General features: G+C 41.2%; 14 protein-coding genes and 7 pseudogenes. 15 read left to right on the top strand and 6 right to left on the bottom strand.

Going from position 1 to position 20,750, the window contains the following annotated elements:
- Positions 1-15: 15 nt before the first annotated feature.
- Positions 16-2,172, top strand: a pseudogene (gene scpA / locus JCM19033_RS01135) (methylmalonyl-CoA mutase).
- Between the two features lie 79 nt (positions 2,173-2,251).
- A pseudogene (gene meaB / locus JCM19033_RS01130) lies at positions 2,252-3,278 on the top strand (methylmalonyl Co-A mutase-associated GTPase MeaB).
- A 324-nt stretch (positions 3,279-3,602) separates the two neighbouring features.
- Here the strand turns inward: meaB and JCM19033_RS01125 are convergent.
- Positions 3,603-4,052, bottom strand: coding sequence for a hypothetical protein (locus JCM19033_RS01125; protein ID WP_054634969.1), 450 nt, complete (start codon positions 4,050-4,052; stop codon positions 3,603-3,605).
- Between the two features lie 159 nt (positions 4,053-4,211).
- Between JCM19033_RS01125 and JCM19033_RS01120 the strand changes: the two genes are divergently transcribed.
- Positions 4,212-4,907 carry an NAD(P)H-dependent oxidoreductase gene (locus tag JCM19033_RS01120; RefSeq protein WP_054634968.1) on the top strand — a complete coding sequence of 232 codons (696 nt, stop codon included), beginning with the start codon at positions 4,212-4,214 and terminating at the stop codon, positions 4,905-4,907.
- A gap of 334 nt (positions 4,908-5,241) precedes the next feature.
- Here JCM19033_RS01120 and JCM19033_RS01110 read toward each other — a convergent pair.
- Positions 5,242-7,007, bottom strand: a pseudogene (locus tag JCM19033_RS01110) (B12-binding domain-containing radical SAM protein).
- Between the two features lie 192 nt (positions 7,008-7,199).
- Between JCM19033_RS01110 and JCM19033_RS01105 the strand changes: the two are divergent.
- Positions 7,200-7,793: a hypothetical protein gene (locus JCM19033_RS01105; RefSeq protein ID WP_054634966.1), complete on the top strand. Its 594-nt coding sequence runs from the start codon at positions 7,200-7,202 to the stop codon at positions 7,791-7,793.
- A 102-nt stretch (positions 7,794-7,895) separates the two neighbouring features.
- A pseudogene (locus JCM19033_RS24830) lies at positions 7,896-8,795 on the top strand (fumarylacetoacetate hydrolase family protein).
- Between the two features lie 92 nt (positions 8,796-8,887).
- On the opposite strand, the gene JCM19033_RS01095 reads toward JCM19033_RS24830, so the two are convergent.
- Positions 8,888-10,048 carry a KamA family radical SAM protein gene (locus JCM19033_RS01095; RefSeq protein ID WP_054634965.1) on the bottom strand — a complete coding sequence of 387 codons (1,161 nt, stop codon included), beginning with the start codon at positions 10,046-10,048 and terminating at the stop codon, positions 8,888-8,890.
- Positions 10,049-10,501: 453 nt separating this feature from the next.
- Here JCM19033_RS01095 and JCM19033_RS26965 point away from each other — a divergent pair, with 453 nt between their 5' ends.
- The 3 genes and pseudogenes from JCM19033_RS26965 to JCM19033_RS01085 all read left to right on the top strand — a co-directional run bounded on the left by JCM19033_RS26965 (position 10,502) and on the right by JCM19033_RS01085 (position 12,839).
- The gene (locus JCM19033_RS26965) at positions 10,502-10,729 is read left to right on the top strand and encodes a hypothetical protein (protein ID WP_306301177.1); all 228 of its coding nucleotides are present in this window, start codon (positions 10,502-10,504) and stop codon (positions 10,727-10,729) included.
- A pseudogene (locus JCM19033_RS01090) lies at positions 10,726-11,903 on the top strand (aspartate aminotransferase family protein). Before JCM19033_RS26965 ends, JCM19033_RS01090 begins: the two are co-directional and overlap by 4 nt.
- 81 nt (positions 11,904-11,984) lie before the next feature.
- Complete coding sequence (locus JCM19033_RS01085; RefSeq protein ID WP_054634964.1) at positions 11,985-12,839, top strand: MurR/RpiR family transcriptional regulator; 855 nt, start codon at positions 11,985-11,987, stop codon at positions 12,837-12,839.
- Positions 12,840-12,969: 130 nt separating this feature from the next.
- Here the strand turns inward: JCM19033_RS01085 and JCM19033_RS24825 are convergent, their stop codons facing one another.
- The 3 genes and pseudogenes from JCM19033_RS24825 to JCM19033_RS01075 all read right to left on the bottom strand — a co-directional run bounded on the left by JCM19033_RS24825 (position 12,970) and on the right by JCM19033_RS01075 (position 16,167).
- Positions 12,970-13,527, bottom strand: coding sequence for a TRAP transporter large permease subunit (locus JCM19033_RS24825; protein WP_269757903.1), 558 nt, complete (start codon positions 13,525-13,527; stop codon positions 12,970-12,972).
- A pseudogene (locus tag JCM19033_RS24820) lies at positions 13,428-14,584 on the bottom strand (TRAP transporter permease). Before JCM19033_RS24820 ends, JCM19033_RS24825 begins: the two are co-directional and overlap by 100 nt.
- A gap of 527 nt (positions 14,585-15,111) precedes the next feature.
- Positions 15,112-16,167: a TAXI family TRAP transporter solute-binding subunit gene (locus JCM19033_RS01075; RefSeq protein WP_054634963.1), complete on the bottom strand. Its 1,056-nt coding sequence runs from the start codon at positions 16,165-16,167 to the stop codon at positions 15,112-15,114.
- A 316-nt stretch (positions 16,168-16,483) separates the two neighbouring features.
- Between JCM19033_RS01075 and JCM19033_RS01070 the strand changes: the two are divergent.
- From JCM19033_RS01070 to JCM19033_RS01045, 7 genes and pseudogenes are all read left to right on the top strand, one after another.
- Positions 16,484-17,583: pseudogene (locus JCM19033_RS01070) on the top strand (AI-2E family transporter).
- 19 nt (positions 17,584-17,602) lie between these two features.
- The gene (locus JCM19033_RS01065; RefSeq protein WP_054634962.1) at positions 17,603-17,980 is read left to right on the top strand and encodes a rhodanese-like domain-containing protein; all 378 of its coding nucleotides are present in this window, start codon (positions 17,603-17,605) and stop codon (positions 17,978-17,980) included.
- Positions 17,981-18,165: 185 nt separating this feature from the next.
- On the top strand, positions 18,166-18,309 hold the full coding sequence (locus JCM19033_RS23025) for a lmo0937 family membrane protein (RefSeq protein WP_157049686.1): 144 nt from the start codon (positions 18,166-18,168) through the stop codon (positions 18,307-18,309).
- Positions 18,310-18,443: 134 nt separating this feature from the next.
- Positions 18,444-18,860, top strand: coding sequence for a hypothetical protein (locus JCM19033_RS01060; RefSeq protein ID WP_054634961.1), 417 nt, complete (start codon positions 18,444-18,446; stop codon positions 18,858-18,860).
- Positions 18,797-19,339 (top strand): hypothetical protein, encoded by a 543-nt coding sequence (locus tag JCM19033_RS01055; RefSeq protein WP_198153381.1) that lies wholly within the window; start codon positions 18,797-18,799, stop codon positions 19,337-19,339. Before JCM19033_RS01060 ends, JCM19033_RS01055 begins: the two co-directional genes overlap by 64 nt.
- Positions 19,340-19,447: 108 nt before the next feature.
- Positions 19,448-19,771 carry a hypothetical protein gene (locus JCM19033_RS01050; RefSeq protein WP_054634959.1) on the top strand — a complete coding sequence of 108 codons (324 nt, stop codon included), beginning with the start codon at positions 19,448-19,450 and terminating at the stop codon, positions 19,769-19,771.
- A 171-nt stretch (positions 19,772-19,942) separates the two neighbouring features.
- Positions 19,943-20,722 (top strand): prolyl oligopeptidase family serine peptidase, encoded by a 780-nt coding sequence (locus tag JCM19033_RS01045; RefSeq protein ID WP_054634958.1) that lies wholly within the window; start codon positions 19,943-19,945, stop codon positions 20,720-20,722.
- Positions 20,723-20,750 lie beyond the last annotated feature (28 nt).

The following is a 20,750-nucleotide window of genomic DNA, read 5'->3' as shown; positions in this document are numbered from 1 at the left end:
AAGGAGCTGAAGCATATGAGCAGGCCTGATTTCACCAAAATAAGCTATCGGCCCCAAGAGAATCCCGCCAAACCGGAATTAGAAAGCTTTTCTGCTTCTGAGGGCAGCTTTGAAACTGTTGAAAAAATTCCAGTAAAAAAGGTATACAGTCAGGAGGATATAAAAGACTTTAAGCATGTAGACTATGTATCTGGCATTCCTCCATTTTTAAGAGGTCCATACCCTGCTATGTATAAAACACGCCCTTGGACGGTACGCCAGTATGCTGGTTACTCGACTGCTGAAGAATCCAATGCATTTTACCGGAGAAATCTGGAAGCAGGACAAAAAGGACTGTCAATTGCCTTTGATCTCGCAACGCACAGAGGATATGATTCAGATCATCCCGTGTGGTAGGAGATGTTGGAAAAGCAGGGGTAGCTGTGGATTCTATACTGGATATGAAGATTCTTTTTGATGGCATTCCTTTAAATGAAATGTCAGTGTCTATGACGATGAACGGGGCTGTTCTCCCTGTAATGGCTTTTTATATTGTCGCCGCAGAAGAACAAGGAGTGAGTCAGGAACAACTGACCGGTACAATTCAAAATGATATATTAAAAGAATATATGGTGAGAAATACGTATATTTATCCTCCTGATATGTCTATGAGAATTATTGCAGATATTTTTAAATACACGTCAGAACGTATGCCGAAATTTAACAGCATTTCTATCTCAGGCTATCATATGCAGGAAGCCGGAGCTACAGCAGATCTGGAGCTGGGCTATACTCTTGCGGACGGTCTGGAATATGTTCGAACAGGATTGAAAGCAGGAATTGACATTGATTCATTTGCACCCCGGCTATCTTTTTTCTGGGCTATAGGATGAATTATTACATGGAGATTGCAAAAATGAGAGCAGCCAGGCTTCTTTGGGCAAAATTAATGAAGTCTTTCCAGCCCAAAAACGAAAAGTCAATGGCTCTTAGAACCCACTCTCAAACTTCAGGCTGGAGCTTAACAGAGCAGGATCCATATAACAATGTGGTTCGGACAAACATCGAAGCAATGGCGGCAGCTTTAGGGCATACTCAGTCCCTTCATACCAATGCTTTGGATGAAGCGATTGCCCTGCCTACAGACTTTTCTGCCAGAATCGCCCGTAATACTCAGCTTTACTTACAAGAAGAAACCGGGATTACCAATGTGGTTGATCCTTGGGGTGGGTCGTATTATGTGGAAACTCTTACGGCCCGGCTTGCTAAAAAAGCCTGGGATCATATTCAGGAAGTGGATGATTTAGGGGGCATGTCAAAAGCCATAGAAACTGGCCTTCCTAAAATGAGAATTGAAGAAGCGGCTGCCAGGAGGCAGGCTCATATTGACTCTGGCAAGGAACTGTCGTTGGGATTAATAAGTACCGTCTTGAACAGGAAGAGCCTCTTGATATATTAGACATCGATAACAGTGCAGTAAGAGCTGCCCAAATAAAAAGGCTGGAAAAGCTTCGGGAAGAGAGAAGTGAAGCAAAGGTGAAAGAGGCCCTTCAGGCTTTAGGAGATGCCGCTGAGTCGGGTAAAGGAAATCTACTAGAGCTTGCGGTTGAGGCAGCGAGGGCAAGAGCAAGCCTTGGAGAGATTTCTGATGCTATTGAAGAAAAGGCCGGCCGCCACCAGGCAGTGACTCGCTCAATCAGCGGGGTTTACATTGCAGAATATGGAGAGGAGGAGCTTATGAAGGAGGTGCGTGAGCTTACGGATGAATTTGCCCAGAGAGAAGGAAGGCGTCCTCGTATTATGGTAGCTAAAATGGGACAGGACGGCCATGACAGGGGAGCAAAAGTAATTTCCACAGCATTTGCCGACTTAGGATTTGATGTAGACATCGGTCCGTTGTTTCAAACCCCTCAAGAAGCAGCTGTCCAGGCTGTAGAGAATGATGTCCATATCCTTGGAATGAGCTCATTGGCAGCAGGTCACAAAACTCTCCTGCCAGAAGTCATAGCTGAATTAAGAAAGCTTGGGCGAGAAGATATAGTGGTGGTTATAGGTGGTGTGATTCCGGCACAGGACTATGAATTCTTAAAGAAACAAGGTGCAGCTGCGATCTTTGGACCAGGTACTGTAATTCCAGCAGCAGCTAAACAAGTCCTAGAGGAAGTGAATCAAAGAATAGAAGAGGAAATATAATGAAGCGGCAAAGTCCCCTGTATGTTTCGAAAAGGGATGGAGGATAAGAGAGTCCATGCAGCGAAAGGGGCAAGTGTACATGGAAAATAAATACCAGGAAAACCGAAATCACCCGAAAAGAAGGAGAACGCTGTCAGTAGAGCAGTATGTAGAAGGTGTATTAAACGGTGACAGGGCCACTATCGCCAGGGCCATAACCTTGGTTGAAAGCAATTCACCCAAGTATTTTCATAAATCACAGGAAGTGTTAAGGCTTTTAATGCCTATACAGGAAATTCGATTCGTTTAGGAATTACCGGCGTGCCAGGAGCCGGTAAAAGCACGCTGATTGAATCACTTGGCACAAAGCTTTGTGACAGGGGCCATCATGTAGCAGTTCTAGCGGTAGATCCTTCTTCAAGTGTAAGTAAAGGCAGTATTCTTGGTGATAAGACGAGAATGGAGAAGCTTTCCAAAAACCAGCAAGCCTTTGTAAGGCCTTCTCCTTCTGGGGGGACACTTGGGGGAGTATCCAGAAAAAGCCGGGAACGATGTTAATTTGTGAAGCGGCAGGCTATGACGTTATTATTGTAGAAACAGTTGGCGTCGGCCAAAGTGAAATAACTGTCCGTTCCATGGTAGATTTCTTCTTAGTTCTGATGCTGACTGGAGCAGGAGATGAACTGCAGGGAATGAAAAAAGGCGTCATGGAAATAGCTGATGCTCTTTTCATTAATAAAGCAGACGGCCCAAATAAACAGACAGCTGAAAATGCGAAGGCTGAATATAATCGCCTTCTTCATTTTCTTCAGCCGGCTACGCAAGGGTGGGAAACTAAAGCCTATACAATTTCCGCTTTAACTGGAAACGGAATTGATGACTTGTGGAATATAATTAACAAATATAAAGAAAAGACTTTGAAGTCAGGTGTTTTTCAGAAACGAAGGCAAAATCAGCTTTCAGAATGGATGGACTCTTTGATTGAAGAACAGTTAAAAAGGGACTTCTATGAAAACCCTTATATTAAAGAGATCTTAACAGATACGAAGAAGAAAGTAACAGAGGGGACCCTCCCCCCTGCCCAGGCAGCTGAAAAATTGCTTAGTGAATATAATAAAAATAAGTAGATTTCTCTAATAGAGAGGTCTGCTTTTTTGTTTCAGCTTCAGTAAATAATGGTAAAATAGTTCTAAGAAAAAAGGATTACTGCTTACCTTAAGGAGGGTATTCTTAATGGCTGACTATAGCTGCACGAGCTGTACCAGAAGGGATTGAAAAGAAAGAAGAAGCAGACTTTGTAAAAAGCCTGGGCTTTCATTATGTACAAGGGTTTTATTTGGGAAAGCCCAATTATTACCCTCTTCCTAACAAAACAACCAAGTCGTTTTGATAGAAATTATGTAGCACGTAAAGACTGTTTGGTGCACTGGGAACAGTCTTTACACTATTTCTTACATTGAAGACCCCATTACCATAGCGGTTACACCTACTACACCTAGTACGATAGGAAGGTTTTTGGCCATATACTGACGGTTGGGCATCCTGCTGATGATCCAAAAGCTTCGGTCAGCTACAAAGAATAACATAGCTGCAATCATAGCCATAATTGTAATGTCAATATTGTAAGTGAATAAATAGGCAAGTGATCCTCCGATCAGGTGAAGGATAAAAGAAATCGTATTGAAATGTTTTTCAGCCTGACGAGCAAGAAAGTCAGCGATAAAGGATACGATAGAGCCAAAGAATACAATGGGTATTAAGGAGAAAAATCCATAGATGGTATAGCTTTGCAGAATCATCCCAAATTGGTTTGCACCTGAAGTTGTCTGGATGGGAAACAGCATTCCCATAATAAACATAAACAGTGTCCAAACAGCAAGTCCTGTTAGTAGTTTATTCATGATGATCTTCGCCTCCGTTACCAGCTATAAAATTTTATCTGTGTCATTCGTTCGTTATATATCCTTCTTTTTAGACTTATAAACGGCCAAATCTATCATACATACGTAAATGGGTAAAATAACGAGAAAAAGGGAAAGAAAGTGAATGACAGCAGGCTAATGATAAAAATTGACTGGCAAACAGGAAAGCCAGCTGACTGGAAGGTATTTGCGGTAAGAATTCAGATCATGAACCAGGTAGATAAAATAGAAAGGACTGAGAGGATGGGAAAGCAATTAATATTATTTATGCATCCTGACAAAGATAGTTTTAACGGAGCCATTTTACAAAAAGTGAAAGAAACGTTTCAAAGCAGCGGGGAAGAAGTAATGGTAAGAGATATTCACCAGCTGGCCTTATCTCCTGTGTTATCAAGAAAAGAATATAAAGATTCTCTTCAAGGCATATATCCTCGAGAAGTAAAAGAAGAACATAGATATATGGAGTGGGCAGACAAGATAACGATTATTTTTCCACTTTGGTGGGGAACATTTCCAGCCGCGGGAAAAGGGTATCTTGATCGTATTCTTTCATATGGGTTTGCTTATGAATTGGACGGAGAGGATCCGATCGGAAAAATGAAAGGAAAGGAAGTTGGTGTTATTTATACAACTGGCTCTCCTAAAGAAGAGTATGAGGGAAGCGGGATGGCCGATAGTGTAAATAAAATAATGGAGGAAGCCATCTTTTCCTTTTGCGGCTTTACTCCCCTCCCACCTCTTCATTTTGGCAATGTAGTGTTAGCAAGTGAAGAAGAACATGAGGAGATGCTTTCTCAGGCAAAAGAGTACATCAAGAAATATTATTTAAACTAATCTTGCTCCCATTTTCCAGTCTGATTACAATAACATGTCTGCAAAATAAGTAATATATTCTTCTACATACCTAACTTTCCCTACAGCTTTTTTCTTCCCCTTTTTCACAGGAGGGAAGGAAAAAAGCTTCTGTATAGAGCCAAAAGTAGAATGTTGCCAGGCCGTAAAATAAAAGCAGGTTTACAGTAAGGGAATCAGCTTCATTAAATATGTAAAGAAGGTCATAATTCCCCTCCCTGAGGATTTTACGATCTTCTTTGGACAAATGGATATGATGAGAGGTCCTCTCTTTTCATAATGAAGTACTAGGTGAAGTTTATTAATGCTTTACGTTTTACGCTTCTACAATCTTTGCAGAGGACAGGGGCAAATGAAAGACTTGTTTTTCTTTCGTTTGCGTATGGTAATACACAATCAAGTATTCTGGCTCCTTCAAGAACGTACCAGTTTGTAAATAATGGCTTAATGAGAAATCAAGAAGCTCAGTTACCGAATGCTTATGAAGTTCTTTTTCCGACGCCTGAAGACTTTCAAAGGAAGGCCCTGCCAGCGACGGAGCATGTGCCAGACTTTTGAGGAGAGAGGAATGCTCTTTTTTTGATAAGGTATGCTCCCACCATACCTTTCTAGGTTTGTGCTTTTGATGAAGGAAATAATCATACTTCATTAAGCCTTCAATGACAGATAAATGTTCTGTATCTATATCTAATAAAAATTCATGAAGGCGAAGGAAAAGGTCTTCCAGCTGATGCCCTATTCTGCTCCAGCCCTGCTTTTCCCAGTAGTCACCGAAATCCTGAAAGAAGTCAAAAGGAGTTGAAAAGGTGTGTTCTACCAGGTATTCAATTGTATGATCCATCCGATGATCATTCCAGTACTTTTCTAACACGTCTTCCACTCGCTTAATTCGGGAAATATCACTAAAGCTTAGTATATTGTTTTTGAGCATTTCATATGGCGCGTGATCCATATAGACGTAACCGTGGTCTTCGGCTCGAAGACGCAGGCCAGTTCCCCGGAGCATTTTTAAAAAGCCGAGCTGCAGCTCTTCAGGCCGCATCTCAAATACGTCGTTAAATGTCTGTTTAAAGCGCGTATAATCTTCTTCCGGCAAACCAGCGATTAAATCCAGATGCTGGTCGATTTTGCCCCCCTCTTTTACCATCGTTACTGTCCGCTGAAGCTTTTTTGAAGTTTTGTTTTTCGTTTTACAAGCTCATTGGTAGCATCATTTGTTGATTGAACACCAATTTCAAAGCGAAACAGGCCCTTGGGGGCATTTTTATTAAGGAAATCCAAGACTTCCGGGCGCATGATATCTGCTGTAATTTCAAACTGGAATTGACACCCTTTATGGTTTTTAATAAGGAAATCAAAGATTTCAAGGGCATAGTCTCTCTTAATATTGAACGTGCGGTCGACAAACTTAATCATTTTAGCCCCGTTATCAATTAAGTACAAGAGGTCGTCTTTGATTTTTTCCATATCAAAATATCTGACTCCGGTTTCAATGGAGGATAAGCAAAATTGACAGCTGAAAGGGCACCCTCGAGAGGTTTCAAAATACGTGATTCGTTTTCCTAGCTCACTAAGATCTTCTGCAAAGCGATATGGCGAATTCATTTCGTTTAAGTTAAATTTGGGACGAGGAGGTGAAATAACAACTTCTCCGTCCTTTCGGTAGGCTGTTCCAAAAAGGAAATGGTATTTTTGCTCTCCCTCTATTTCCTGTAAAAGGTGCTTAAATGATTCTTCCCCTTCACCCATGACAATGAAATCAACCTCAGGAACCCTTTCCATCCAGTACTTTGTGTCGTAGGAAACTTCGGGTCCGCCCAAAACAATCGTGAGCTCTGGCCGGATTTTTTTAAGCATGCTTACGACCTGAATAGTTTCTTCTATGTTCCAAATATAACAGGAAAAACCAATGACATCCGGTTCTTTTTCAAATAGGCTGGTTACGATATTCATTGCCGGGTCTTTAATGGTATACTCAGCCATTTCTAATTGATAATCAGGTTCAGCATAGGCTTTTAAGCAGCGCAGAGCCAAACATGTATGAATATATTTTGCATTTAACGTACTAATTACGACTTTCATAAGATCCCTCTTTCTATGTGACGCGACCTTTTTAAAGAGGTGGGTATGTTTTTAAAAGAAGATCGTTCGCCATTTATGCTAGGAGTATGATACCATATTTCTGTTGTCTTTACAGGCTGGCATTGTTTAACTGTATGATAAAACAGAGGTTTTTCATAGAAGAAGGCGAAAAAGGAAAAGGATATGATACATATGATGACATTTACCCCGTGGTTTTTTTATTTACTTCTCTCAGTAACCATTATCATTCTCGTGTCAGGTTTAGGCTGGCTCATGCAAAAAGGCATAAAAAATTTGAAGAAGGAAGGCAGTAAACGGTGGGAACGAGGCGGAGCGGTTCTCCTCGCTATTCTGATGATTGGGTTTTACTTTTGGATAGCTGAAGGGTTTACAGACAGGGCTTCCTATGGGGAAACCATTGTTACTCCGCAAGGATTCGAACAGGTAGAAGAGGGTCAGAAGGTATTGATTCCTTTTTCTTCTTATTTAGTAATCGAAAGATTATATGAATTTGGCTTTGCCGCGCAGGAAGAAGTGAAGGGAGAAGTGATAAATATCCGTTTGTTTATTGAAGATCCTCCTTCTTTATTACAAGAATTTCCAGAATGTATTGAAGGGGATGGAGTGTTTACTAACCATGCTCGTTTTGATTTTAGAGGATGCTACGAAGGACATTGGCAGTCAGCAATTGTAGAAGAGCTTCAGCAAGAAGATTCTTTAGAACAAGCCTCAAGAGATATTGAAGGCATGTTCCCGTATTTTTCAGTAGGGCTCGGATCTGAATAAGGAAAAGCGCTAAAAAGGCAGGATTCTTTCCATAATGGAGAGAATCCTTTTTTGTACTGCTAATTTATTACTATATGAAAACAGGAAGGTGTGCGACAGAACATGAAGTTTGTGACAGCAAGAATCGGAGAATATGAAACAGCAGGTGTGGTATCAGAACAGGAGCAGATCATTGATTTAAAACAGGCTCAGTTTGCGATGAAAAATGAAGTCTCCATTCCTGAAACGGTCGCAGGGATTATTGAACAGGGCGCAGAAGTGATGGTGGAAATTAAGAAAGTAGTAGAGTGGGCTTCTCACCAGAAAGAAAGTAAAACGAATGGAATTTATTCATTATCAGATAGAGACGTGCGTCTATCCCTCAGCCGCCAAAGAACGTCCTTTGTATTGGCAAAAATTATGCAGATCATGCGGCAGAAATGGGCGCCGAAAATCTTCCTTCTCACCCAATTGTCTTCACGAAAGCCCCCACGACGATTATTGGTCAGGAAGAGGAAATTGATCCCCATAAAGAGGTAACAAGTGAATTGGATTATGAAGGTGAAATTGGAGTAGTTATAGGCAGAAGGGGAAGAGGGATCTCGAAAGAGGAAGCAATGGATTATATTTTCGGGTATACGCTCATCAATGATGTTACAGCAAGAGACCTTCAACAAAATCATAAACAATTCTTTCTAGGAAAGAGTTTAGATACAAGCTGTCCTATGGGACCTTATATCGTTCATAAAGATGCTGTTTCTCATCCTGATAAGTTGGAGCTGATAACAAAAGTGAATGGGGAGATACGCCAGAAAGGGAATACTTCTCAGCTTATTTTTGATATTCCAACCCTTATACATATCCTGTCTAAAGGAATGACACTTGAACCGGGTGATGTAATTGCTACAGGGACCCTGCAGGAGTAGGAAAGGATTTACACCTCCGAAATTTCTGCAGCCAGGAGATGAGATTGAAATTACTGTTAATGAAATTGGTACATTGATAAATCGGATAAAAAAATAAAACAAACGTCCCGTTCATTGATTGAGCGGGACGTTGTTTTGTGTTTAAGTTTCTAAGCCAGCGCGCAAGCTTACGCTTTACTTACTGTGTTGTTACTTTCTTTTTCTTGAGGGCTTTTCGGCTTGAGGCATATCAGGCATTTCATTTACTGAAACGACTTCTTCCACCTTTTTCTTAGGCTTCGTCCAGTATTGTTCGTTTCCTGGCAGATCATCAAACCAAGCTGCATTTTCAGGATAGTCGAGAACCATAAACTTACCATATTCCTCATCTCGGGATTGATGATATTTAAGATATGCTTTTCCGTCTTCAATGCCAAGAATTTCAATTTTTCCTGAAGTATGACTCATGGACAAACGAATTCTTTTTCCTAGTCCGCTTGTTTTCGCTTTAGCAGCTTCTACAGCGTCATACGCCTCTTTTAAGGTAAGTACAAAATCATTGTTACCGGCAACAGGGCGGTTAATAAAGAAGTAATAAGGAGTTACTCCTGCCCAGGAAAGCTTATCAAGCAATTCTGCCAGATCATCCGGATTATCATTAATCCCTTTTAATACTGGCGTTTGATTTACGACAATGGCCCCAGCTTTATGCAATGCATCAAAGCCTTTTTTAGCTTCCGCCGTGATTTCACGAGGATGGTTTACGTGAGCCATAATATAAATTCTATTGTCTGGCGTAGAGTACTCACTGATTAATTGTAACAATTCTTCATCCTCATAAATACGCATTGGATTAAATACAGGAAGCTTTGAACCGATGCGAATAATTTTTACATGAGGAATCTCACGGAGCTTTTCAATGATATAGCGCAGCTTTTTCGTTGCAAGAATAAGAGGATCTCCCCCAGTAAGCAGCACGTTATTGATTTCAGGAGTATTTCGGATGTATTCAATTCCTGGATCAACGTCTGACATGGCTTCTTTTACATCATTTCTGAATAAACGCTTGCGGAAACAGTAACGACAATAGGCTCCGCAAACCTCCGAACAGATCAAAAGAGCAGTCGTTTTATACTTATGCTGGCATCCTGGTGCTGCATAGTTTGTATCTTCATCTGATGCATCCCAGCGTCCATACTCTTCAAGTTCTCCTTCGTTAGGAATAACAAGGTTTTTTATCGGATCGTTAGGATCCTCCCAGTTAATTAAACTTAAATAGTACTCATTTACCCGGAAAACAAATTTGTCAGTAATTTTTTTCAGTTTTGCCCGCTCTTCTTCTGGGATTTCTTTAATCTTATCGATATCCATAATGTACTTCGCTGTGCCATAGGATCACCTTCCCTTGTGGTAATAACCGCCTTAGTAAGACGGTTGTTTTCATAGAATAAGAGAGTTATAAGGCTTTAAAAAATATGTAAATGACTCAGTAAGGAGTCAATTTACAGCTATATAGATTAAAACATATGAGTTCAAAAACGTCAAAAAAGAAAGAAAACTTTAATAAAAAAGGGAAAAATGAAGGGGAAATTTCGGTATATTGGACATACAATGTGCATATGAAGTTTGACTTTCTTTTTTGTTTGTACAATGAAACTAATATTTCATTTAAGTTCTCTTTTTTTTGAAATTATAATTTCATTTATTGAGAAATTATGAATAATTGCCTTCACATTTGGGTAGTGTTATCATAGAATGAAATTAACAATTCGTGCTTTTCATCAAAAGAAAAATTAATTTCAAAAAGTGAGGGAATGAAAGAAAATGGCTATTGAGAAGAGGCAGCATCCAGTCATGGAGCTGGCAGAACGAACGAAAGGCTCTTATGAATTTATGGAAGAGGCAAAAAAAGTAATGCCTGGCGGTGTGACAGCTAACATTAAGCACTTTGCTCCGTATCCTATTGTCATGAAGCACGGGAGAGGGGCCTATCTTACAGACGTAGATAATAATCAGTATATTGATTATTTAATGAGCTACGGAGCCTTATGACTGGCCATGGGGATGAAGAAGTAAAAAAGGCAGTGATCAAGCAGATGGAAGAGGACGGAACATGGCTGTTTGGTACTCCTCATGAGCTGGAAATCAAGATGGGGAAAAAGCTCCAAGAGTATTATCCAAGCATGGAGCTTCTTCGTTACACTAATTCAGGGACAGAAGCCACACTTCTTGCTATACGCCTTGCTGCAGCTTTTACTGGCAAACAAAAAGTGGCCAAGTTTGAGGGACATTACCACGGAGGTTATGACCAAATGCTTGTTAGTGTAAATCCGTCAGTCGACGACGCAGGAGAAGAAGACGAACCAAAAGGTATAGCAGAATCAAAAGGCATGTGTCCATCAACAGTTAGAAATACGGTGGTCCTTCCCTTTAATAATTTAAAAGCTTGTAAAAAGATTTTAAAAGCGAGAAAAGATGAAATTGGTTGTGTGATGATTGAACCTGTACAGGCTGGTTTTATCCCCGCTGAAAGGGAATTTATCCATGGCCTGCGTAAGATTACTGAAGAGCTCGGTATGGTATTAATCTTTGATGAAGTGAAAACAGGCTTTCGGGTAGCCCTTGGAGCGCACAGTCAATTTATGATGTGAAGCCCGATATTACTACGTTAGGGAAAGCAGTAGGAGGCGGCTACCCTGTTGGAATGGTTGGAGGTAAAAAAGAAATTATGATGATGAGTGCGCCGGCAAAAGGAGCTGATGTTTTTGACAGCAGTCAAAGTAAAGCCTCTACTGCTAATGATGTTTTATTTCACAGCGGCACGTACAATGGGCACCCTTCCATTCTGGCTGCGGGGTTAGCTACCATAGAAATACTTGAGAAGAAAAGTGATGAAGTATTCTCCTTAACCACCTATTTAAAACAGCGGTTGGAATTAACATTTAAACGCTATAAAATTCCAATGAAGGCAGTTGGCGTGGGCTCAATTTTTAGTGTAGTATTAACTGATAAGAAGAAAATTTTACACTACCGGGACCTTCAAAACACAGACCTGCAAACAAGAAAAAAGATAGATATTGAGCTGTTAAAAGAGGGGATTTATACAAAGCCTTTAAATCGTTACAGTCTATCAACCGCTCATACAAAAAAAGAAGTGGATGAGACCATTAAAGCCTATGAACGGGTGCTGTCCAAGATAAGCAGCCACCCTGCCTATAAATCTTAATATGCAGAAAGTGTGAGCAAAAATAGATTCCCTCCTTTTATACCAGTTCAGAAGGTTTTGGCAACAAAGGGATGAGAGACCATGCTGGAAAGTGAAGTGTATCAGCGCATCATTGATCTTCAGGATGAGATGAGCAAATCTCAAAAGAAAATCGCAAATTATTTAATAAACAATCCAGAAACGGCTCCCTTTTTGACAGCTTCTAAGCTCGCTAAAAACGTGGAGGTTGGTGAGGCTACAGTAGTTCGATTCGCTGTCTTCTTAGATTACAAGGGGTACCCAGATTTGCAGCGTCACTTGCAGGAAGCACTGCAAAGAAAATGGACTTCAGCAGAGGTCTTTGCAAGAACAACTGATAAAGAAGATCAGCCTGAAAATGCTGTAACAGAGATACTGGCAGATGATATTCAAAACTTGAATACAACTCTTCAACAAATGGACTCCAAGGTTTTTCATGAAGCAGTGAACGATATCATTCAGGCCAAGCGAATTTATATCATTGCTTATCGAAGTGCGGCCAGTTTAGGTCTTTTCTTAGAATTTTATTTAGACCTGGTCTTGCAGAATACAGAAATGGTGACACAGGCTGATGGAGTTTCAGAGCATTTGCTTGATATCACTGATGAAGACCTTGTGATAGGCTTTGGGTTTTCCAGATATACAAAAAGAACAGTAGAAGTGTTAAAGTATGTCAAGCAGCAAGGTGCTAAAACATTGGTCATTACAGACCACTTAATGTCGCCCCTTGTACCATACGGAGACCGAAAGCTCCTGGCGTCAACGGAGATTAATTCATTTATAGACTCGTTTAGCGCCCCTTTGAGCATAGTGAGTGCTTTAATTACTGCGGTCACCCGCTCAGAGCATGAGAAAGTAGAGGGTCGTTTAAAAGAATTAGAGGAATTATGGGGGACATTTGATGTCTTTCATGATTAATAGAAAAACTGTGCGGAGTGAAACCGCACAGTTTTTTGATGTTATGCTGTTTGCTGTTTGCTTCCACGGTTGCGGAAATGGTGGATAATACCGATAACAACCAGAATTGCTATACCTGGTAGAGAAATCATTAAGTTTCCAGGGTAGATAGCCATAAGCCTCCGGCTAATAACAAAATCCGTTCAATGATATTTGGCTTAGCAAAGTAGTAACCCATTAATGAGGCACTTACACCAGCCATACCAATCAAGGCAGTCAATACTGCTGGAATAAGCGTCATAGCCGTAGCATCCTCAAGCACCAGCACTGGATTGTACACAAAGGCGTACGGGATGATGAAGGCTGCAATGGCAAGCTTTAAGGCATTTACCCCGGCTGCCATTGGATTGGCCCTGGCTATCCCGGCCCCTGCATAAGCGGCCAAACAAACAGGGGGTGTAATATCTGCCACAATACCAAAATAGAAAACAAAGAAGTGAGCTGCAATATCTGGGACACCAAACTGAATCAATGCTGGAGCAGCGATAGAGGCAGTCACAACATAGTTGGCTGTTGTTGGCAGACCCATACCAAGCAAAATACAAGCAATCATTGTATAGAACAATAGTAAGAAGAAATTCCCTGCAGCCAAATCCAGGATAGCGCCTGCAAGTTTACCGCCCAGTCCTGAGAAGGTAACGACGCCCACGATGATCCCGGCTGTGGCACACGCAGCAATGACAGGAGGGCAATTCGAGCACCCTTTTCAAACGCCCATAACAGATCGCGGAGGGACATTCTTGTATCTTTCCGGAACAAGCTGACCACAAAGGCTGTAACGATACCTGACATGGCAGCAAAGGTAGCTGTGTAGCCCATCAATAGCAGTGCTACGATAGCAACCAGAGGAGCGATCAAGTCCATTCTTTTTAAAATACCCTTAAAGGACGGAAGCTCCGATTTAGGGAGTCCGTAGATTCCTTGTTTTTTGGCCTGAAAATGCGTTCCCATAAATACACCAGAAAAGTAAAGCATGGCAGGGACGATAGCAACTAAAATGATTTCACTGTACGGCACACCTGTGTATTCTGCCATGATAAAAGCTGCAGCCCCCATAATAGGCGGCATAATCTGTCCACCGGTAGATGCAGAGGCTTCTGCAGCAGCAGAAAATTCAGGCTTGAATCCTGCGCGTTTCATCATGGGAATTGTAAAGGAACCCGAACTTACCGTATTGGCAACAGAACTTCCTGTTACCATCCCTTGAAGGCACTGGCTGATACGGCAGCTTTTGCCGTTCCACCTGTAAATCGGCCCGTAGCTCCAAAGGCCAGGTCGTTAAAGAATTTTCCAATACCACTTTGGACGAGCATCACTCCAAAGAATAAGAAGAGGTAAATGAAAGTGGATGAAATTTGTATCGGGGTGCTAAAAATCCCTTCGGTAGTAAAGAAAAGACGTGTTGTCAATCTTTCCCATGTAAACCCGCCGTGAGAGAAAGCGCCCAGTCCGGCCCAGTCGCCATAAACCCCATACAAAATCGCGCCCAGCGCGATGATAACAATGGGAAGCCCGACAGCACGTCGAGTAGCCTCGAGCAGTAAGACGACTGCCGTGACAGCAACTAGCGTATCAAAATCTGTATACCCAGCGACAATTGAACTGCTGACTAACGTTTCATAATTCCAAATGATATGGAAATTACAATATAAAGCTATGGCAGCAAGGAGTACATCGTACCAGGGGACACCCGGCTTTTTTGTCATGGAGCGCTTGATCGGATATAAGATAAAAATCAGCGCCAACCCTGTACCAAGATGGATAGCTCCCTGTACAATCGAAACATAGGGACCATTAACTGCTGTATATAAGTGGAAAATAGTGAGGGAGATCCCCACAATAGCAACGACCCATCCCCATTTCATCAAGTTCTGACGATAGGCAGACTCTTTATCATATTTAGATATGATTTCCTGCTCTTTCAACTGGTTCTCCTGGGCATCCACTTGTTCGGTTATGGAGGCACCGCTGCCTGATTTATTTTCGTTCTGTTTATCTTTGTCAGTCATTCACTCACCACCTTTTGTAGTATAAAAGTACCTTTAATGTATGTAGGCTGCAGAGTAGAAGTTTCAGTAAGCATGGAGGAGAAAGGAATCACAATCATCATAACAAAAATGAATCGCTATGTCTCTTCATTTTAATAGGCGGAAATACCTTAATTCCCATAATATTCTCATTATTTAAAGGGGGAAAGTAAAAAACGGACCAGATCGGCCCGTTTCTACTGATATTAGTCTAGAAGACCTTCTTCTTCAAAGTAGCGCTCTGCTCCTGGGTGAAGAGGGAGATCATCAGATCCATTCATAACATTTTCTTTTGTAGTATGCTGACCTTGAGTATGGCTGATTTCATCTGCGTTTTCATAAAGGGCACGAGTGATTTCGTAGCCTAGCTCTTCACTTACCTGATCAGTAGATCCTACAAGAACTGCGTATGCCGTTACAGTCATAGCTGACTCTTCCATAAAGTCGTAGCTGTCAGCTTCGATTTCCATTCTTTCATAGCCGCTGTTCGCTTCTACTTCATCAAGAATATCATCAGAGATTGAAATAATTCTTAAATCACGCTGATTGCTTAACTCATCAATTGTGCTGTCTGGAAGACCTAACAATCCAAAGGAAGCATCGATATTACCGTCTTGAATCTGGCCGGCAGCATCGCCAAATCCTTCTTCATAAGCATTGTAGTCTCCGTCTTCAAGACCAGCAGCTTCAAGGATTAAGCGGGCAGCTTCCTGTGTTCCCGACCCTGGAGGTCCGATTGCTACATTAGCTCCTTCAAGATCTTCAACGCTTTCAATACCAGACCCTTCCGTAGTTACAATTTGCATAACCTCCGGGTAAATGTGTCCCATAAATCCAACGTTTTCTACAGCATGGCCCTCAAACTCACCTTCGCCATTTACAGCATCCTGTGCAGGAAGGTGAACAGTCATACCAAGCTGCATTTCTCCTCTTGAGATTTGAGCAAGGTTGTCCACAGAGGCACCAGAAGAGACAGAACTTACATCAAAGTCCTCATATTCAACGTGGTTATTCATAACATTAGCCATTTCCTGGCCTAGCGGGTAGTATGTACCCCCTGTGCTCCCAGTTCCTAATTGAAGTCTTGTCATTTCATCCCCGGCAGCTTCTCCATCATCTTCTGCTGCGTCATCTTCTGTTTCTTCAGTGTCTGGAGCGTCTTCAGCACCCTCATCTGCACCGTCTTCAGCTTCCCCGCAAGCTGCTAGAAACAGGCCGAAAGTAAGCAGCATGACAAGCAAAAATGAAAACTTAGATTTCATCTTGTTTCCCCCTTTATATTTTGTCTGAAGTGAACATAGGTTCACGCTTTAATTAAAGCAAAATTGCCTATAAAAGTAAAGGATTACTACCAAAGGACCTAGTCCATTTGGATATTTTTTACACTAAATACATTGTTTTTGACAGATATTTGTGAATATTACAAAAGGAACTTCACGAAAGTAGCATGGAACATTATTTTCCTGGTATTTGCGGAAGGAAAAACAATGATCCGAGAGTAGGTGAGACAGGCAGAGGAGGTTACTATATATGATATAATAGTTATATTTTTATCATATAATATCAGTGGGTGATAACATGCCAAAGGGAAAATTTTTTACAATAGGATACGGGATTATAGTTGTTTTTATTATTATATATTTAGGAACGTTGATTGATTTTATTTTTACCCCGATTGTTGTGCTGATTCAAACCTTATTTGCCCCAATTATTCTGGCCGGGGTGCTGTATTATCTGGGAAGGCCAGTTGTAAAGGTCTTAAGCAGGAGGATGCCAAGGGTCGCAGCTATTCTTCTTTTGTATTTAGGCGGGGCCAGTCTCATTTCTTTTTTAATCTACCTGGTAGGTCCCGAATTACAGCGTCAGTTTTATAGCTTTGTAAATAATGTACCGTTTTTTATCAATGAAATACGGTATATGATTATTGAGCTTCAGAACAATGAATGGATTAATAATGTTATTGAACAAAATGAAGAACTGAGTATTGAAGAACTTACACGTCAGGCAGCCGAGTATTTAAATGACTTTGCAGGACAATTAGGCAGCAATTTAGCGAGTCTTTTTGGGGCAATTGCCAATTTCCTTATAATAATTGTTATCATTCCTTTCATTCTTTTTTATATGTTAAAAGAAGGAGAGAAGGCCCCTAATTTTGTGTTGAAGCTGCTGCCGCTTAAACATCAGCAGGAAGGCAGGAAAGTGTTATCAGATATGGATAACGCATTAAGTTCTTACATACAAGGACAGATTATTGTGAGCTTTTGTGTTGGCGTGCTAGTCTATATTGGCTATCTAATCATTGGACTAGATTACTCCCTCGTTCTGGCACTGGTGGCCATGTTTACAAACGTGATTCCGTTTATCGGCCCATGGATTGGAACGTTTCCAGGCGTTATTGTCGGTCTGTTGCATTCGCCATTAATGGCTTATTAGTTATAATTATAGTAGTGGTCGTCCAGCAAATAGAGAGCAATGTAATTGCCCCTCAGGTGATGGGAAGAAAGCTTTCCATTCACCCATTAACAATTATCCTCCTGCTCCTGGTGGCAGGCCGTTTTGCAGGGTTGATAGGACTTCTTCTTGCTGTGCCGACTTATGCCGTAGGAAAGGTCATTGTCAGTCATACTTACCGATTGTTGAAATTAAGAAAGCCCCCTGAGGAGGACGGCAAATTGTAATAGGAAAGAGGGTGAAAAAATGAGCTATGACCTAGATGGTGTCGAACAACTCGATTATGCAGAATTAAAGGAGATCTTTGACCAAAAGAAGTCTTCACCGATTCTTATTGACGTGAGGGAGCCTGAGGAATATATTGAGCGGCATATTCCCAACGTCCCGTTAATCCCAATGCAAAGCATCCCAGAGAGAATAGAAGAATTTCACAAGGATGCGGAATACATCTTTATATGCAGGAGCGGGACAAGGAGTCATCATGTCGCCTTATACTTTAAAGACAACGGAATTGAAAATGTAAAAAACTTTGCCGGTGGAATGCTTGCCTGGGAAAGTGAAACAGAATCCGGCTGGGAAGGGCAAGTAAGAGACATAGAGGGACTATACTCCAAGCAGACATGATATAAGAACCTGACGATAAGCTAAGCTTATCGTCAGGTTCTTTTTTAGGTAAGAGAGCTCTTCAGTATCGTGAGTTTAGTGGAGAAGAAAAGAGGAAATGAGAAAGGTAAGGAATAATTGGAGCAGCTGTGAGAATAAAGGTGATCTGCTGCTATGATGGCTGAGAAGCAAAGGAGAGGGTTAACATGTTATGGACGATTATTGGAGTGCTCATCGCATTATGGCTGTTAGGATTCTTATTTGAAATTGCCGGAGGATTAATCCACATTTTACTTGTTATAGCCTTAGTTGTTTTAATCTTTAGGATGATAACTGGAAGAAGGCCTTGATAAAAGCAAGGAAAACATTTCAAAAAAATGGATAACGTTTTATAATGAAAAGAGGGCCTGTCCCTCTTTTTTTTTATGTATGGAGGACAAAAGCCTCAAATTAAATAGAGCAATAAAGTGAGGGGGGGATTGAAGTGAATGCAATAATATCTGGTATCTTTTCTGCTTTCCTGTTTTCAGGCCAGTTATCAGCTCCTTTTAGTTGGGAAGGCAGCACTCAGGCAAAAGAAGCAGATCGAGAGGGCATAGCGGACCAAAAACAAATTGAAGAAATAAATGAGAGAGAAGCACAGTCATTTTATGAATCTTCTTTAGAAGGACCTGAATTATACATAGACGGGCAGCGCCAAATATACACCCCTTTTTTAAGGAAGGAGAGTTATTCCTGCCATTACCGGCAGCGATCCAGGCTCTTTCTAAATATGAAGAGTATGGAAGCGGGGAGGAAGAATTTGCTGAGCCGTTTGATTATATTAAAGAACGTTCAATGGTTGAAGAAGTGGAAGGTCAAGAAGCAGTCAACATTGAAGCACTGCAGGATCTGGGTATGAAGGCCTCATGGTATGATAATCCAGATCATCTTCATTTGGAAACTGGAAACCTTCTTGGAATTGAGGGAGCAAGTGTAGGGGATTCAGTTCAGGCAGTAGATAGGAATTTCGATATTCATTGGAACACAGGGTTTGGCCAGGCAGCTGACTATGTAGGATTTTATGGTGGAAACAATGAGTTTATGTATACAGATAGGTATGGGATAAAAAGAACAGGCCAAGTGCCGGATGTTCAATTTGAAGTAATGGACGGTTATATTACATATATTATGATAGCGTCTGCTGATCATTCTACATCCAAAGGCGTGTCTCCTGGGGATCCTCTATTTGAAGTACAAAGAGTCTATGGCCGGGTTCATGAAACTGAATTAATAGACGGAAACAGAGTCTATATCTATGAAGTGAACCATGGCAGCCTTTGGTTTATAGGCGATGAAGAAGAGGAAAGCATTCAAAGAATTGTTTTATGGGATAAATAGTTTACAGCGTCTAAGCCAGAGTATTTTTTCCCTGTCAGGAAAAAGTGTTTATATTTAAACAAGTAGGGTAAGTAAATAATAAATATTCTGATAGGGGGAAATAGAGTAATGGCAAAAAAATTAGTAATGTTTTCAAGTATTGCAACAGCAGTTGCTGGAATTGTAGCTTACGTAATGAAGAATGAAGAAAGAAAAGAAAAGGTTATGCATGCATCACAGCGGTTAGTAGCTAAAGCTAAAGGACAAGCAAAAGAGGATGAAGATGAAGAATTAAATGAAAAGGTAGGACATTCTGATCCTTATGATATTGATGATAACAACATGGTAGCTGAAGGGGCTCAAACCTCAGTGTTCCATTATAATAAAGCTCAAGATCGCGAGGATGAAGATCCGGCTAAATCCCCGGCAGGTGCTAAGGTAAGTGACGTGTGATAAAATTTTTACACCATGACCGTGTGGATAAAAGACAAGGGAGTTACTTCCCTTGTCTTCTTCATATTCAGCCAAAAGGCTGCCTGAACCAGGCAGCCCTTTTCCTTGTGGACAAAGACCATACATAGAAAAAGAAAAAAAACCATTCTAATGAAAAAGGGATGTGCTAGAATGATTGCTGTACAAGATATTAAACTTCGCGGAATCCCTTCCCTTATCGTATCAGACGAAAAACGAAAGTCGCTGCCTTTACCAACTGTTATTTTTTGGCATGGTTTTACAAGTGCAAAAGAGCATAACCTTCATTATGCTTTTTTATTGGCTAAAGAAGGTCTTCGTGTTATACTCCCTGATGCGCTATATCACGGGGACAGAGGGGAAGGGATTTCTCAGAAAAAACTAAGCCTGTCATTTTGGGATATTGTTCTTCAGGGGATCCGGGATACAAGTGCCGTTCGGGATGCCTTAGAAGAGCGGAAGTTAATAGCAGACGGGCGTTTATTTATGGCAGGCACTTCTATGGGTGGCATTCTGACAAGCGGTGCGCTTGCCGCATTTAATTGGGTTAAAGGAGGAGCTGTGTTAATGGGAAACCCGTCCTGGGAAACATTTGCCCATCAACAAATCAGCCGACTTACTCAAGAAGGTGTTTTAAATCTAAGTGTTGAGGAAACGGAAAAGCAGGTAGCTGCGCTGCGCCCTTACGATATATCAACGCAGGTAGAGAAAGTTAAGGACAGGCCTCTCTTTTTTTGGCACGGTAAACTTGATGATGTGGTGCCTTATCATAGTGCCTATGCATTTTATCAGGCTTTACATGAAGCCATAGTCGTTCAGGAAGACAATGCGGTATTTCACCTTGAACCAGCTTCAGGTCATAAGGTTACAAGAGAAGGCATGTTAGCTATGGTTAAATGGGATGGCTGGAAAGATTTGAACGAAGAAACTTAGTGTGAAGTCGTCCTCTTCTTTCACCAAT

The organism is Thalassobacillus sp. C254 (assembly GCF_001310615.1).
This window is presented reverse-complemented; position numbering and strand designations above follow the sequence as displayed.

Bases quoted from the DNA above. Each gene is read 5' to 3' on its own strand.
- JCM19033_RS01125 (WP_054634969.1), bottom strand. From the start codon at position 4,052: ATGAATAAACTACTAACAGGACTTGCTGTTTGGACACTGTTTATGTTT.
- JCM19033_RS01120 (WP_054634968.1), top strand. From the start codon at position 4,212: ATGATAAAAATTGACTGGCAAACAGGAAAGCCAGCTGACTGGAAGGTA.
- JCM19033_RS01105 (WP_054634966.1), top strand. From the start codon at position 7,200: ATGATGACATTTACCCCGTGGTTTTTTTATTTACTTCTCTCAGTAACC.
- JCM19033_RS01095 (WP_054634965.1), bottom strand. From the start codon at position 10,048: ATGGATATCGATAAGATTAAAGAAATCCCAGAAGAAGAGCGGGCAAAA.
- JCM19033_RS26965 (WP_306301177.1), top strand. From the start codon at position 10,502: ATGGCTATTGAGAAGAGGCAGCATCCAGTCATGGAGCTGGCAGAACGA.
- JCM19033_RS01085 (WP_054634964.1), top strand. From the start codon at position 11,985: ATGCTGGAAAGTGAAGTGTATCAGCGCATCATTGATCTTCAGGATGAG.
- JCM19033_RS01075 (WP_054634963.1), bottom strand. From the start codon at position 16,167: ATGAAATCTAAGTTTTCATTTTTGCTTGTCATGCTGCTTACTTTCGGC.
- JCM19033_RS01065 (WP_054634962.1), top strand. From the start codon at position 17,603: ATGAGCTATGACCTAGATGGTGTCGAACAACTCGATTATGCAGAATTA.
- JCM19033_RS23025 (WP_157049686.1), top strand. From the start codon at position 18,166: ATGTTATGGACGATTATTGGAGTGCTCATCGCATTATGGCTGTTAGGA.
- JCM19033_RS01055 (WP_198153381.1), top strand. From the start codon at position 18,797: ATGGTTGAAGAAGTGGAAGGTCAAGAAGCAGTCAACATTGAAGCACTG.
- JCM19033_RS01050 (WP_054634959.1), top strand. From the start codon at position 19,448: ATGGCAAAAAAATTAGTAATGTTTTCAAGTATTGCAACAGCAGTTGCT.
- JCM19033_RS01045 (WP_054634958.1), top strand. From the start codon at position 19,943: ATGATTGCTGTACAAGATATTAAACTTCGCGGAATCCCTTCCCTTATC.